13 protein-coding genes are annotated in these 14,859 nt (G+C 62.1%); 10 read left to right on the top strand and 3 right to left on the bottom strand.

Going from position 1 to position 14,859, the window contains the following annotated elements:
- Positions 1 to 189, top strand: a complete 189-nt coding sequence (locus ACN9MW_RS13100) for a hypothetical protein (protein WP_426171288.1) — start codon at positions 1 to 3, stop codon at positions 187 to 189.
- A gap of 71 nt (positions 190 to 260) precedes the next feature.
- On the opposite strand, the gene ACN9MW_RS13095 is transcribed toward ACN9MW_RS13100, so the two are convergent.
- Entirely contained in the window at positions 261 to 824 is a 564-nt protein-coding gene (locus ACN9MW_RS13095) for an ORF6N domain-containing protein (protein ID WP_426171287.1), read from the bottom strand.
- A gap of 334 nt (positions 825 to 1,158) precedes the next feature.
- On the opposite strand from ACN9MW_RS13095, the gene ACN9MW_RS13090 reads away from it, so the two are divergent.
- The 3 genes from ACN9MW_RS13090 (at position 1,159) to ACN9MW_RS13080 (ending at position 4,658) form a co-directional block, all read left to right on the top strand.
- Positions 1,159 to 2,880, top strand: a complete 1,722-nt coding sequence (locus ACN9MW_RS13090) for a DEAD/DEAH box helicase (RefSeq protein WP_426171286.1) — start codon at positions 1,159 to 1,161, stop codon at positions 2,878 to 2,880.
- A gap of 103 nt (positions 2,881 to 2,983) precedes the next feature.
- The gene (locus ACN9MW_RS13085) at positions 2,984 to 3,883 is read left to right on the top strand and encodes a L,D-transpeptidase family protein (protein WP_426171284.1); all 900 of its coding nucleotides are present in this window, start codon (positions 2,984 to 2,986) and stop codon (positions 3,881 to 3,883) included.
- A gap of 10 nt (positions 3,884 to 3,893) precedes the next feature.
- A complete protein-coding gene (locus tag ACN9MW_RS13080) occupies positions 3,894 to 4,658 on the top strand; it encodes a M23 family metallopeptidase (RefSeq protein WP_426171282.1) in 765 nt (254 codons plus the stop codon).
- 1 nt (position 4,659) lies between these two features.
- On the opposite strand, the gene ACN9MW_RS13075 is transcribed toward ACN9MW_RS13080, so the two are convergent.
- The gene (locus ACN9MW_RS13075) at positions 4,660 to 5,196 is read right to left on the bottom strand and encodes a DUF882 domain-containing protein (protein ID WP_426171281.1); all 537 of its coding nucleotides are present in this window, start codon (positions 5,194 to 5,196) and stop codon (positions 4,660 to 4,662) included.
- A 98-nt stretch (positions 5,197 to 5,294) separates the two neighbouring features.
- Here ACN9MW_RS13075 and ACN9MW_RS13070 point away from each other — a divergent pair, with 98 nt between their 5' ends.
- The 5 genes from ACN9MW_RS13070 to ACN9MW_RS13050 all read left to right on the top strand — a co-directional run bounded on the left by ACN9MW_RS13070 (position 5,295) and on the right by ACN9MW_RS13050 (position 10,799).
- Complete coding sequence (locus ACN9MW_RS13070; protein ID WP_426171279.1) at positions 5,295 to 5,720, top strand: MarR family winged helix-turn-helix transcriptional regulator; 426 nt, start codon at positions 5,295 to 5,297, stop codon at positions 5,718 to 5,720.
- Positions 5,720 to 6,973 (top strand): MFS transporter, encoded by a 1,254-nt coding sequence (locus tag ACN9MW_RS13065; protein WP_426171278.1) that lies wholly within the window; start codon positions 5,720 to 5,722, stop codon positions 6,971 to 6,973. The genes ACN9MW_RS13070 and ACN9MW_RS13065 overlap by 1 nt, the downstream gene beginning before the upstream one ends.
- Positions 6,974 to 6,983: 10 nt before the next feature.
- Positions 6,984 to 7,946, top strand: a complete 963-nt coding sequence (locus ACN9MW_RS13060; protein WP_426171276.1) for a LysR substrate-binding domain-containing protein — start codon at positions 6,984 to 6,986, stop codon at positions 7,944 to 7,946.
- A gap of 230 nt (positions 7,947 to 8,176) precedes the next feature.
- Positions 8,177 to 9,460, top strand: a complete 1,284-nt coding sequence (locus tag ACN9MW_RS13055) for a Glu/Leu/Phe/Val family dehydrogenase (protein WP_057263199.1) — start codon at positions 8,177 to 8,179, stop codon at positions 9,458 to 9,460.
- 106 nt (positions 9,461 to 9,566) lie between these two features.
- Complete coding sequence (locus tag ACN9MW_RS13050; RefSeq protein WP_426171274.1) at positions 9,567 to 10,799, top strand: malic enzyme-like NAD(P)-binding protein; 1,233 nt, start codon at positions 9,567 to 9,569, stop codon at positions 10,797 to 10,799.
- Positions 10,800 to 10,883: 84 nt separating this feature from the next.
- Here the strand turns inward: ACN9MW_RS13050 and ACN9MW_RS13045 are convergent, their stop codons facing one another.
- Positions 10,884 to 12,710 (bottom strand): DUF885 domain-containing protein, encoded by a 1,827-nt coding sequence (locus ACN9MW_RS13045; RefSeq protein WP_426171272.1) that lies wholly within the window; start codon positions 12,708 to 12,710, stop codon positions 10,884 to 10,886.
- A gap of 76 nt (positions 12,711 to 12,786) precedes the next feature.
- On the opposite strand from ACN9MW_RS13045, the gene ACN9MW_RS13040 reads away from it, so the two are divergent.
- Complete coding sequence (locus tag ACN9MW_RS13040) at positions 12,787 to 14,850, top strand: prolyl oligopeptidase family serine peptidase (RefSeq protein ID WP_426171271.1); 2,064 nt, start codon at positions 12,787 to 12,789, stop codon at positions 14,848 to 14,850.
- Positions 14,851 to 14,859 lie beyond the last annotated feature (9 nt).

The raw sequence follows: 14,859 nt of genomic DNA, 5'->3' as shown, positions 1-14,859 counted from the left end.
ATGGCAAGCCCCGGCAAAAAAGCTTTCCCTCTGAGGATAGACCCGGCGTTGTGGGACGAACTGCAACGTCTGGCTGCCCAGGACCTGCGCAGCGTGAACGCGGAGATCGAGTTCCTGCTGCGCGAGGCGCTTGCACGCCGGGGCATCAAGCCGAAAGCACCAAAAAGCGAGTCATCCAATGACGAGTAATTTAATCACTTGCCTCGCCGTGGGCGGCTGGGCGGCCCGCTGGGCCACTGAGCGCAGAACCGTACCAGCCATTACTGTTGCGAGTCGTCAGGTGTTACGAATCCGATTGGACGCTTAGCCGGCATTTGAGGCGGAGTCATTAATTGCCGGAGTGTCTCGATGATACGTTTGAACTCGCGTTGCGCATCGCGCTCGAAAACATCTTGCTTGAACGAGGTCAAGTCCGTTTTCCGTTCCAGCTCGTCGAGTCGCAAAGCCAATTCGGTGTTTGACACGGCCAGCTCACGAAGCCGAACAAAAGGCCGCACTACATGAATTCCCATTTCAATGGCTAACGGAGAGGCTAGCATGTTTGCTGCCTGAATCGCTCCATACTCTGTAAAAGCATGCGGTAAAGAAGCGGCAAATCGGAGCTTCGCAATGTGGTCGCAATTTGCGACCACCTCTTGTTTTTCCTCAGTTGTGAGGCAAAACATAAAGTCCGCGGGAAACCGTACAAGGTTGCGCCTGAGTTGCTCATTGAGGCGCTTGGTCGTTACACCGTACAGCTGAGCAAGGTCAGCATCAATGATCACCTTCTGACCACGGACGATCAAAATACGGCTCTCGACAAGAATCGGCGATTTATTGTCCATCACCAGACTCTACCTTTTGGCTAACATTGCAATTTTGCTCTGCCGCAAACCTCAACAGAAAACTACCGCGCGACCGGGATTCCATGTATAATTCGACGCTTGTGCGCTGCAACACATATAACGCAGCTGAAAATAACAACACAAATAGCAGCTTCGCGAAACTATCTGCCGCATCCTGAACACTGGATGCCGCCTAAAAAGCCCTCCGCCCTGTGTGTCGTAGTCAAATGACACCGTCCCGGCGCAAAGCTTTTGTGCCGAAATTTCTATACAAATAGAGTCGTTTCGTTCTGGTTTAGCGTAGCTATTTTCTCGCTTTTTACGAAAGATTTACATGACTTTTGAAGCACTTGGTCTCCACGCGTCCATCCTCTCCGCACTGACCGAAGCCGGCTACACCGCGCCGACCGCAGTCCAGCAGCAGGCCGTTCCTGCCGCGATCGAGGGTAAGGACCTGCTGGTTTCCTCGCAAACCGGCTCCGGCAAGACCGCGGCCTTCATGCTGCCATCGCTGCACCGCCTGGCCAGCGCGCCTTTCACCGGCGCCGGCAAGACTCCAGCGCAGGAAGCGCAGTCCGCGCGTGCCCGCGGCGAGCGCCCGCGCTTCCGCCCTGCCCAGCCGAAGATGCTGGTGCTGACTCCTACTCGTGAACTGGCCCTGCAGGTCACCACCAACACCACCAAGTACTGCGCCAACCTGCGCCACATCAAGTCCGTGGCGATCCTGGGCGGCATGCCTTACCCTAAACAGATGCAACTGCTGGCGAAGAATCCGGAAATCCTGGTTGCGACTCCAGGCCGCCTGATCGACCACATGGAACAGGGCAAGATCGACTTCTCGCAATTGCAAGTGCTGGTGCTGGACGAAGCCGACCGCATGCTGGACATGGGCTTCATCGAGGACATCGAGAAGATCGTTGCCGCCACCCCTGATTCGCGCCAGACCATGCTGTTCTCGGCAACCCTGGACGGCGTGGTGGGCAATATGGCCCGCCGCATCACCAAGGACCCGCTGGTCATCCAGATCAACACCGCGACCACCAAGCACGAAAACATTGCACAGCGCGTGCACTTCGTGGACGACCTGTCGCACAAGAACCGCTTGCTGGACCACCTGCTGCGCGACGAAACCATGGACCAGGCAGTGGTCTTCACCGCCACCAAGCGTGACGCAGACACCATCGCAGACCGCCTGAACATCGCCGGTTTTTCCGCCGCTGCGCTGCATGGCGACATGCACCAGGGCGCGCGCAACCGCACCCTTGACGGCCTGCGCCGCGGTAACGTGAAAGTGCTGGTTGCAACCGACGTGGCAGCACGCGGCATCGACGTGCCGAACATCACTCACGTGTTCAACTACGACCTGCCTAAATTCCCGGAAGATTACGTGCACCGCATCGGCCGTACCGGCCGCGCCGGCCGCAACGGTATCGCCGTATCGCTGGTGAACCACGCTGAAAACATGCTGGTGCGCCGCATTGAGCGCCTGACCCGCCAGCCGATTCCGGTCGAAGTGATCGAGGGCTTCGAGCCTAAGCGCGCAGCGCCTTCGCGCTCCGCATCGCGCCCAGGCTGGAAGCCAGGCGATGGCCGCAACAGCAAGCCGGGCCAGCGCTCCTTCTCCAACCCGCGCTCGGAAGGCGGCCACTATCGCAGCGAAGGCAATCCATTTGCCGGCGAGCGCAAGGAAGGTGGCTATCGTAACGAAGGCGGTTTCCGTGAACGCAGCGAGGGCGGCTACCGCAATCGCAACGAAGGCGGCTTCCGTGCTGAAGGCGGTTTCCGCAACGAGCGCCCTGAAGGCGGCTTCCGCAACCGCAATGAAGGTGGCTTCCGCTCCGAGCGTCCTGCCGAAGGCGGTTTCCGCAATCGCGCCGATGGCGGAGGTTTCCGCTCCGAAGGCGGCTTCCGCGCTGAGCGTACTGAAGGCGGCGTCCGCAAAGAAGGCGGTTTCCGTGAGCGCGGCGAGAGCAACTTCCGCAACCGCGACCGCGATGCCGGCGGCTTCAAGGGTCCACGCACCGATGCGCCGCGTCGTCCTTGGGGCGATCGCTAATCATTAGCGTGCAATGAGCAAGGCCGCCCGGGCAACCTGGCGGCCTTTTTCTTTTGTACGTTACCGAACGGAGCGGCCTCAAAATCAGCGCGACACTGCGCCCATGAGAACAATCCTGATTGCCCTGTTGTTAGCCAGCACGGGCGCGCATGCGGCCCAGGACTCGCCCTCCCCAACCGTGCGCGCCCAGGTGCTGCTGGACCGGGCCAATTTTTCCGTCGGAGAGATCGACGGCACCGCAGGCGGCAATACGCGGCAAGCCTTGCTTGGCTTCCAGCGTGCACGCGGCTTGCCCCTGACCGGCAAGGCAGATGACGCTACGCTGGCGGCGCTTGATGATGGCCAGCCAGTGCTGGCTCCCTACACTGTGACCGATGCCGACGTCGCGGGACCGTTCGTGCCGGTACCGGAAGAAATGGCCGACAAGGCCAAGCTTCAGGCACTGAGCTACTCGAGCGCCGCCGAAGCCTTGGGAGAGCGCTTCCACGCCAGCCCGGCGCTGCTGCGCAAGCTCAACCCCGGCAGGGACATCGAACAGGCAGGCGCGCAAATCATGGTGCCGAACGTGGGCGCCGCGCCGCCCCTGCCGAAAGCGGCCAGCATCGTGGTGGACGGCAGCGACCGCACGCTTTCGCTGCTCGATGCCGGCGGCAAGGTGATCGCACAAATGCCCGTCACCTCCGGCAGCGAACATGATCCGCTACCGGTCGGTCACTGGAAGATAAATGGCGTGGCACGGAATCCGCCCTTCCATTACAACCCGAAACTATTCTGGGATGCGAAGCCGGGCGACGGCAAGGCCACCATCCCGCCCGGGCCGAACAATCCGGTTGGTGTCGTGTGGATAGACTTGTCGAAAGACCATTACGGCATCCACGGGACGCCCGAACCGGGCAAGATCGGCCAAACGCAGTCGCATGGCTGCATCCGGCTCGCCAACTGGGACGCCGCGCGCGTCGCCGATGCAGTGGGGCCGGGAACGCCAGCCGTGCTACAGGAATAAGGAGGCTGCCATGAGACCCATAGGCGCATTCGGCACCCTGATTGCCGGGATTGTCCTTGGCGCCGGCGGCACACTGCTGCTGATTAGCCGCGTGCCGCTGGACAACCGAGAGACCGCTGCCATTACGATTCCCGGCGACCGGCCGGCGCCTGTACCGCAGACCGTGCCGGCATCCGCGCCAGTCATCGAGCCAGCAACAACAACAGCCCCGGTGCTCACGCCAGCCCAGGCGGCGCCGATCGATCCGCCGCATGTCGCCGGTACCGGCAAGGCCGGCGACTCGCTGGCCGGCATGCGCGCGGGCGACACCAGCGGCACCGGCGGGCTGCTTGCCAGCGGCAGCGGCACTTCCCTGTTTATCCCCGTGGCTGGCGTGAAGCCGGAGCAGATCCAGGACACCTACGCCCAGCCGCGCGGCTCGGAGCGGATGCATGAAGCGCTGGACATCCCTGCACCGGTCGGGACCCCAGTCTACGCAGTAGCCGACGGCAAGATCGCCAAGCTGTTTACCAGCAAGCCCGGCGGCCTGACGATTTATCAGTTCGATCCGAATGAAAAATATTCGTATTACTACGCCCACCTCGACCACTACGCCACGGCGCTGAAAGAAGGCCAGCAGGTCAAGCGCGGTGACCTGATCGGCTATGTAGGCGCCACGGGCAATGCCGATCCCGCCGCGCCGCACCTGCATTTCGCCATGTTTGAACTGGGTCCGGAGAAGAACTGGTGGCAGGGCAAGCCAATCAATCCCTATCCGCTGCTGGGCCGCCAGTAGTTCACCAGTGACGCACGCGTCCCGTGTCCATGTGCACGAACTGTGACGTGGGATAGTAGCCAACGCCACCGCCCTTCAGCGCCAGCGCCGCCTTGTGCAGGCGTTCCAGGTCGCGTCCGGGGAGGCGCACATCGATCGCCTTCCCTTCGATATGCATGCTGTGTTTCGCCACGCCGCCGCTGGCTTCGGCCAGCATCTGGTTGGTTTCAGGCGAGCGATAGCCGGAAATCACATGGATCACTTCGTGGTTGCTGAATTGCGAACTGACGCGGTCGAGCAGCAGGATCAGTTCGGGATCGATGGTTGCGACCTTGTCGTTGCGATGGTCGCGCAGCAGGTGGTTGATGTCCTGCAGCGCCTCGGGAATGAACTGCCCCTCGGCCCAGAACATCGTGCGCAAGGTTTCGCCGGTGTGCGTGTTGTAGAAGCGCAGGCTGCGTTCGTGCGGCGCAGCGATGGCAGCGCGAGCCATTGCCGGCAGCGCCAAAGCCGATGCCACCGCGACTGAACTCTTGAGGAATGATCTGCGCTTATTCATGGCTCTAGTCTACCGCTGACGCCGATTCGAAGTTTTTATGGCGCGCAGCAAGAAGTTTCGATATACTTGATCACTCAAGCACTTTTCAATGAATAGTCATGGATAACGCACTCGAATTCTGCCTGCGCCTCGCACGGGCCCACGCCACCATTATTCGCCGCCTGGATACCGTCCTGGGCGGCCACCATGGACTGAGCTTCAGCGACTTCATGCTGCTGCAAAGCCTGGCCAACGCACCAGGCGGCCGCCTGCGCCGCGTCGACCTGGCCGACCGACTGGGACTGACCGCATCAGGGGTCACCCGTACCCTGCTGCCGCTGGAAAAGACCGGCTGGGTGGCACGCCAGGCTGACGAACGTGATGCGCGCGTCGGCTATGCCGTCATCACTGCGCCCGGCCACGCACTGCTGGATAACGCCCAGCGCACCGCCGCCGAATACGCTACGGACCTGCTGCGCCATTCAAGGGATGAAGAATTGGCGCCGCTGAACGCCGTCCTCGCCAACCTGATCGGACCACCATAATGACTCCCACGCTTAAAAACAATGCCAATTTCCGCTGGCTGCTCAGCGGCGGCATCCTGTCCATGCTAGGCGACCAGTTCACCCTGATCGCCCTGCCCTGGCTCGTGCTTAAACTGACCGGCGATCCGCTGTCGCTCGGGCTGGTACTCGCCCTGCTGGGCACACCACGCGCCATCTTCATCCTGATTGGCGGCGCCGTGGTGGACCGCCATTCGCCCCAGCGCGTACTGATGCTGACCAAGCACGCCAGCGCGCTGCTGGTAGGCGCATTGGCTGTGCTGACGTTGGCCGGCGCAGCTACGCTGCCGCTGGTGTATGCGCTCTCGCTAGGCATCGGGCTGGCGCAGGCGTTTGCTTATCCATCCGGCAGTTCGATCATGCCGCGCGCCATTCCTCCGGACCTGCTGCAGGCAGCGAACGGCGCCATCATGGGCGTGCGCCAGGTCGGCATGCTTGCGGGTCCTTTGCTGGCCGCTTTGCTGCTGGCGATCGGCGACGCCGGCGGCTCCGATGGCGGCATGCGCGCACTGGGCATGGCCTTCGCGTTCGACAGCCTGAGCTTCGTGGTCTCCGCGTGGACCCTGTCGCGCGTGGTGCCGCTGCCAGGCGGCGCACCTGCGGTGCCGCAAAACGTGCTGCATGCTGTCGGCGAAGGCTTGCTGGCAGTATGGCGCGACGTGGAGATGCGCACCTGCTTCGCCTATTGGGGCCTGGTATCGGTACTGATCGGCGGCACCATGCAGGTGGCCTTGCCGGTGCTGGCCAAGGAGCGCCTGCACGACGGCTCGGCCTTTGGCATGCTGATGGCAGTCCATGGCGCAGGCATGCTGGCGGGCATGGCCTTCTCCGGCATGACGGCCAAGTACAATGCCGGCAAGCCGGTGCGCATTGGCCTGCTCGCCTTGTCGGTCGATGCGATGGCCGGCCTGCTGATCATGCCGCTCGGCTTGATTACCACGGCGTGGCAAGGCGGCTTGCTGCTGCTCTCGCTTGGCGCGCTGGTCGGGCTGGTGCAGGTGGCCGTGTTCACCTGGATCCAGAAGCGTGTGCCGCCGCAGATGATGGGACGTGTGATGAGCATCTTCATGTTCATCATGTTCGGCCTGGCGCCGCTGTCATCCGCCGCAACCGGCTGGATCATGCAGAGCGCGACCTTGCCGCAGATGTTCTTTGGAGGTGGCGTCATCCTGGTGGTATGCGCTACGCTTGCGCTGCTGTTCACGCCAATGCGCCGCATCGCAACCGCTGCTTAGGATCTCGTTCATGGAAACAAAATGGCTGGAAGACTTTATCTCCCTGGTTGAAACGAATAGCTTCAGCCGCTCCGCACAACTGCGCCACGTCACGCAGCCTGCGTTCTCGCGGCGCATCCAGTCGCTGGAAAACTGGCTGGGCATGGACCTGATCGACCGCACCTCCTACCCGACGCGCGTGACGCCGGCGGGGCTGGTGTTCTACGAGCAGGCGCTGGAGATGCTCAGCCAGATCAACGGCGTGCGCGAGCTGTTGCGCGGCAAGCGGGCGGCGACGCAGAACAGCATCGATCTTGCCGTGCCGCACACGCTGTCGCTGACCTTCATCCCGAAATGGATCGCGCAGCTCGAGGAGGAATTCGCGCCGATCAATTCGCGCCTGATGGCGCTGAACGTGCACGATGCAGTGCTGCAGCTGGTGGAAGGCGGCTGCGACCTGCTGCTTTGCTACCACCATCCGCGCCAGCCGGTGCAGCTTGATCCGGGGCGCTACGACATGCTGGTGCTGGGGCGCGAGGCTTTGCGTGCCTATGCGCGTTGCGACAAGGCCAGGCAGCCGGAGTTCGTGCTGCCGGGGCGGAAGACGTCGCCCCTGCCCTTCCTTTCCTACACGACCAATGCCTACCTGGGTCGCATGGTCGACCTGATCATGTCCGATGCCAAGCAGGCTTTGCACCTTGAGACCCATTACGAGACCGATATGGCGGAAGGGTTGAAGATGATGGCATTGGAGGGGCGCGGGATCGCGTTCCTGCCCGAATCGGCGGTGACGCGCGAGGTGAAACAGAAGCTGCTGGCACCGGCCGATGGCGGGCGGGCGGAGTGGGAAATCGAGATGGAGATTCGGCTCTATCGCGAGCGGCCCAGCACGGCGCGGCCTGGGAAGGCTGTGGTGGCGCGGCTTTGGGAGCATTTGGCGGAAAAACAAAAGCCGGCTTCGGCGAAGCGGCGCGTGCCGGCTTCGGACCGCTAAAACCGGTGTCCGACCCACAGGGTCTGACACTAGCCCGCAGCGGCCGCGTACCAGTGTCTGACCCCGCGGGTCAGACACTGGGGTACCGGTTTGTAGTTTGCCTACCAAGCGATACCAAAAAGACATGTTATGCAAATTTTGCATAACCGAATGCGCACTCGGCATTGGCCTCGGCAATTGCACAGGAATAAGATTCGCCGCGTTACCGAACAACCTGAGCGAGTCACACAATGACCAACCACGCCTTGCCGTCTTACCTCAACGCTGAAGATCTCGGTCCTTGGGGCCAGTACCTGAAACAAATTGATCGCGTCACCCCTCACCTGGGCGGCCTGTCCCGCTGGGTTGAAACCCTGAAGCGCCCTAAGCGCATCCTCGTTGTCGACGTTCCGATCGAACGTGACGACGGCTCGATCGCCCACTACGAAGGCTATCGCGTTCAACACAATATGTCTCGCGGCCCAGGCAAGGGCGGCGTGCGCTTCCACCAGGATGTCACCCTGTCGGAAGTGATGGCCCTTTCGGCATGGATGACGGTGAAAAACGCCGCCGTCAACGTGCCATACGGTGGCGCAAAAGGTGGTATCCGTGTCGATCCAAAGACCCTGTCCAAAGGTGAACTGCAGCGCCTGACCCGCCGCTACACCAGCGAGATCAGCCTGATCATCGGCCCGACCAAGGATATCCCTGCACCAGACGTCAACACCAACGAACAGGTGATGGCATGGATGATGGACTCCTACGCCATGATCGAAGGTAACCTGTCGACCGGCGTTGTCACCGGCAAGCCAATTTCGATGGGCGGCTCGCTGGGCCGTCGCGAAGCAACCGGCCGCGGCGTGTTCGTGACCGGCCGTGAAGCGGCTGCAAAGCGCGGCGTGGCAATCCAGGGCGCACGCATTGCAATCCAGGGCTTCGGCAACGTGGGCGGCATCGCTGCCAACATGTTCGCGGAAGCGGGTTCCAAGATCATCGCCGTGCAGGATCACACCGGCACCGTGGTGCACCAGGGCGGCCTGAACGTGGCTGAACTGCACAAGCACGTAGCTGAAACCGGCGGCGTGGCCGGTTTCCCAGGCGCAGAAGCGACCCAGGACCGCGATTCCTTCTGGGGCATCGAGTCCGACATCCTGGTACCGGCAGCGCTGGAACAGCAGATCACCGCCAAGAATGCAGGCCAGATCCGCACCAAGATCATTCTGGAAGGCGCCAACGGCCCAACCACCCCTGAAGCGGACGACATCCTGAACGACAAAGACATCCTGATCGTTCCGGACGTGCTGTGTAACGCCGGCGGCGTGACCGTGTCCTACTTCGAATGGGTGCAGGACTTCTCCTCCTTCTTCTGGAGCGAGGAAGAAATCAATGCACGCCTGACCCGCATCATGCAGGACGCGTTCAACTCCGTGTGGGAAGTCTCGCAAGAGAAGAAGGTATCGCTGCGCACCGCAACCTTCATCCTGGCATGCACCCGCGTGCTGGCTGCCCGCGAAGTACGTGGCCTGTATCCATAATCAAATACTGAGCCGGGCGCCCGCGTAGCGCCCTGCAAAGCACGCCCGCACAGGCTAAACTGGCCTGTAGCGGGCGTTTTTCGCAGAACTAAAGGAGAAGCACAGAATGAGCAGTCTTGAACAAAAGGCACTGGAATACCACAAGGCCGGCACGCCCGGCAAAGTGGCCATTGCAGTGACCAAGAGCGTTGGCAGCCAGGACGACCTGGCCCTGGCCTACTCGCCGGGCGTAGCGGCGCCTTGCGTGGAAATCGCGCGTGACCCGGCACTGGCCTACGAATACACGGCCAAGGGCAACCTGGTGGCAGTCATCACCAACGGCACCGCGGTGCTGGGCCTGGGCAATATCGGCGCATTGGCCGGCAAGCCGGTCATGGAAGGCAAGTCCATCCTGTTCAAGAAATTCGCCGGCATCGATTCCTTTGACATCGAACTGGACGAAACCAATCCGGACAAGCTGGTCGACATCATCGCCGCCATGCACCCCACTTTCGGCGGCATCAACCTGGAAGACATCAAGGCGCCGGAGTGCTTCTACATTGAACGCAAGCTGCGCGAACGCCTGTCGATCCCGGTATTCCACGACGACCAGCACGGCACCGCGATTGTGGTCGGCGCCGGCATGCTGAACGCCGTTGAAATGACTGGCCGCGACATCGCCGACGTGAAGATCGTCTGCTCCGGCGCCGGCGCCGCAGCCATCGCCTGCCTGGAACTGCTGGTGGACATCGGCGCGCGCCGCGAGAACATCTTCGTGTGCGACTCCAAAGGCGTGCTGACCAAGGCCCGCAACCTGACCGGCGAAAAAGCCGACTGGGCGCAGGACACCACTGCCACCACATTGTCCGACGTGATGGAAGGCGCCGACGTATTCCTCGGCGTATCCGGCCCTGGCGTGCTGTCGCAAGCCGACGTCCAGCGCATGAAGAAGCAGCCGATCGTGTTCACCCTGGCCAATCCCGAGCCTGAACTGCGCCCTGAACTGGTACGCGAAGTGGCGCCGGACGCGATCATCGCCACAGGCCGCTCCGACTACCCGAACCAGATCAACAACGCACTGTGCTTCCCATACCTGTTCCGCGCCGCGCTGGACACCGGCGCCACCACGATCAACCAGGAAATGAAGCGCGCCTGCGTAACCGCCCTGGCCGGCCTGGCGCATAGCGACGCCCGCTTCGGCAAGGACTACGTGGTCCCCGGCCTGCTGGACGACCGCCTGCTGCCAACCGTCACCCCGAAAATCGCGCAAGCAGCAATGCGCAGCGGCGTAGCCCGTAAAGAGCTGGACATGACCGCCTACTTCGAGCGCCTGGAAGCGCTCGGCAAGCAGCTCCTGTAATTAAAGTCGGGGTCAGGTCTGGCAATCCGCCACATTTTTCGCCATGCGAAAAATGTGGCGGATTGCCAGACCTGACCCCGACTTTCATTTGCGCAGGGCGATCCAGTCGTCCACCACACGCTCCAGCACGGTCATCGGCAATGCGCCGTGGCCCAGGACTTCGTTGTGGAATTCCTTGAGGTCGAATTTGTCGCCCAATTCGGCGCGCGCCTTCTCGCGCAAGCCTAGGATCGACAGCATGCCAACTTTGTATGCCAGCGCCTGGCCCGGCGAGACGATGTAGCGCTCCACTTCCGCCGTCGCTTCCTGTTCGCCCATGCCGGTGTTGTCCATCATGTAGTCGATGGCCTCTTCGCGCGACCAGCGTTTGTAATGGATGCCGGTATCGACCACCAGTCTTGCGGCGCGCATCATGTCGTCGCGCAGGCGGCCTAATTGGTCGACCGGATCGGGCGTCAGGCCCATTTCAGACGCCAACCGTTCCGCGTACAACCCCCAGCCTTCCTGGTATGCAGAAAAACCGATCACCCGGCGGAAAAACGGCACACCCTTCATCTCCTGCGCCAGCGATATCTGGAAATGATGGCCCGGCATGACTTCGTGGAATACCGTGCTGCGCATGCCGTACTTCGGCGTGTCTTTCAGTGAGCGCATGTTTGCATAGAACACGCCAGGACGCGAGCCATCCATCGCTCCCGGCATGTAATAGGCGGTCGGCGCGGTGGCGGCCGATTCGGCAGGCGCCGGACGCACTTCGATCGCAGCCTTGGGGTGCTTGAGGAAGGCCCCGGTCAACTTTTCATCGGCTTCTTTCATGATGGCGCGGTAGTCGGCCAGCATTTCCTTGCGGCCTTCCTCAGTGTCTGGGTAACGGTACTTCGGATCGCGCTGCAGTTGCTGCATCCGCTCGCCAATACTCCCATCTTCCAACCCGATCTGGCGCAGCAGGCGGTCCATGATGCCGGTGAGGCGATCGACATCGGCCAGTCCCAGGTCGTGCACGCGCTGCGGCGTCAGGTTGGTCGAGGTGTGATAGCGCACGCACCAGGCGTAGTATTCATCGCCGTTTGGCAGCGACCAGGCGCCGTCATTGGAACGAACGCGCCCCTGCAATTCGACGAAGTGGCGGATCAGTTCAGCATAAGCCGGATAGACGCTTTTCTGGATTGCGTCGCCCACGCCTTGCAATAATTCGCTGCGCACCTTCTCACTCATGCCGGACAGCGGGATCGCATCCAGCTTGGCTTTGAAGGTGGTGTACAGCATGTTCTCGCGCGCCGGGCGTCCCGCGAAGCCGTGCATCTGCAGCAGCACTTTCTCGACGAGGAATTGCGGCGGCAAGATGCCGGCAGCTTCCTGCGCACGCAGGCTCTCGATCAACTGCTCGAACTTGAGCGGGAACTTCTGCAGGCGGGCGATATAGCTCTCGGCCTCGCTGCGGGAGCTCACGCTGTGCACGTCGGCCATGAATTCAGGTAGCGCGCTTTGCAGGCCGTGCACCTGATTGACAGGGAATTCATGAAGCTGGAAGCGCTCGCCTTCCGTCACGGTGTTCAGGTAATAGTGCAGCGTATCGTAGGACAGTTGGGCCTCGCGCCCCAGCTCATTGCGGTCGTAGCGCTCCAGCATGGCCAGGTTGTCTTTCATGTCCTGGTAAAACTCATGCCGGCGCCGGGGCGATTCGTCGTCCAGCCGCGAGCCGGAAAAATCCAGCCAGCCCGGCAGCACGTGAAGCCGCGACATCATCTCCGGGCTTTTCAGCGCGGCCGCTGCAAGACCGCGCATGTAAAACCATTCGAGCTTGAGCGGTTTCGAATACCACGTTTGCGTCAACAGCACGGCGCCGGCGCACAAAACAGCCGTCGCGCCGGTCAATCCCCAGACCGCGATTTTCTTAGTATTGATCTCCATGCGCGAAATATTACAGTATCATGCCCGCTTGGCCAGCCACCCGCTGGCAGATTTGATAACAGACCGGAGATCCCGAATGACCTTACGCCTGCTGGTACTGGGCGCCGCCATCGCAGCGGCAACCAATGCCGTTGCCGCCCCGCGCGGCCTGACCATCGAAGACCTGGCGAGCATGGACCGTGTTGGCAGCCCTGTGCTGTCGCCGGACGCAAGCCGCGTGGTGTATACCGTCCGCGCCACCAATATGGAAAAGAACCGCGGCATCACGCAACTGTGGATGATCGACCTGAGGGCCGCCAAGCCGGCCCCGGTCCAACTGACCCAGAACGATGCCAGCAGCAGCCAGCCGCAATGGTCCCCTTCGGGCGACGCGCTCTATTTCGTGAGCGGCCGTTCGGGCTCCGCGCAAGTGTGGCGCCTGCCAATGAACGCCGGCGGTGAAGCTGTGCGCGTCACCGATTACCCGCTGGGCGTGGAGAGCTTCCGCCTGTCGCCAAAAGGTGACCGCCTGGCCATGGCCTTCGAAGTGTTCCGCGATTGCGCCGACCTGGCCTGCACCAAAAAGCGCCTGGACGACAAGTCCAGGAACAAGGCCACCGGCATGCTGTACAGCGAAATGTTCGTGCGCCACTGGGATACCTGGGCCGACGGCCGCCGCAACGTGCTGTACTCGGCACCGATCGACGCCGGCGGCAAGGCTGGTGCACCGGTCAGCCTGAGCGGCGCGCTGGACGGCGACGTCCATTCCAAGCCTTTCGGCGACAACGCCGACTACCAGTTCTCGCCGGACGGCCAGAAGGTCGTGTTCTCGGCACGCGTGGCCGGCAAGGCCGAATCCTGGTCCACCAACTTCGACCTGTACGAAGTTCCTGCGGCCGGCGGCACTGCCCCGCGCAACCTGACTGCCGAAAACCCGGCATGGGACGCCAAACCATCCTTCTCCCCGGACGGCAAGACCCTCGCGTACCTGATGATGAAGCGCCCAGGCTTTGAAGCCGACCGCTTCCATATGGTGCTGATGGATGTCGCCACCGGCAAGAAGCGCGTGCTGGCCCAGGAATGGGATCGTTCCATCGCCGACTACAAATGGCGCCCTGACGGCAAGGCCCTGCTGGCCAATGCCGACGATATCGGCAACCACCGCCTGTTCTCGCTGGACGTCGCCTCGGGCAAGGTCACCGCGCTGACCGGCAAAGGCTACGCCGGCGAGTTCGACGTGCAGAAAGACACCGTGATCTCCGCGCAAGCCTCGCTGGGCGGCGGCGCACAACTGGTCAAGCTGAAGGCCGATGGCGCCGAGCAGAAAGGCACGCAGCTGACCTGGGCCAATGCCGAACGCCTGAAAGACGTGAAGATGGCGGAGTACGAACAGTTCTCCTTCAAGGGCGCAAACGGCGAGACCGTGTACGGCCACGTGATGAAGCCATGGAACTACGAGCCAGGCAAGAAATATCCGGTCGCCTTCCTGGTGCACGGCGGCCCGCAGGGCAGCTTCGGCAATAGCTGGAGCTACCGCTGGAATCCGCAGGTGTATGCCGGCGCAGGCTACGCCTCGGTGTTCATCGACTTCCACGGTTCGACCGGCTACGGCCAGGGCTTCACCGATTCGATCAGCGGCGACTGGGGCGGCAAGCCGCTGGAAGACCTGCAGAAAGGCCTGGCGGCAGCCGTGGCAAAGTATGACTTCCTGGACGGCCAGAACGCCTGCGCACTGGGCGCTTCGTACGGCGGCTTCATGATGAACTGGATCGAAGGTAACTGGAGCGACGGCTTCAAGTGCATCGTCAACCACGACGGCGTGTTCGACCAGCGCGGCATGGCCTACTCCACCGAAGAACTGTGGTTCACTGAATGGGACAATGGCGGTACCTACTACGCCAACCCGAACGGCTACGAAAAGTTCAACCCGGTTCACCACGTGGCCAAGTGGAAGACCCCGATGCTGGTGGTACAGGGTGACCTGGACTTCCGCATCCCGACCGCGCAGGCACTGGGCACCTTCACGGCGCTGCAGCGCCAGGGCATCGAGTCCAAGCTGCTGGTGTTCCCGGACGAAAACCACTGGGTCCTGAAGCCCGCCAACTCGATCCTGTGGCACCACACCGTGATCGGCTGGCTGGATGACCACCTGAAGAAGTAACAATTAAAT

Source organism: Pseudoduganella sp. R-34 (assembly GCF_049904655.1).
Taxonomy (GTDB): Bacteria; Pseudomonadota; Gammaproteobacteria; order Burkholderiales; family Burkholderiaceae_D; genus Rugamonas.
This window is presented reverse-complemented; position numbering and strand designations above follow the sequence as displayed.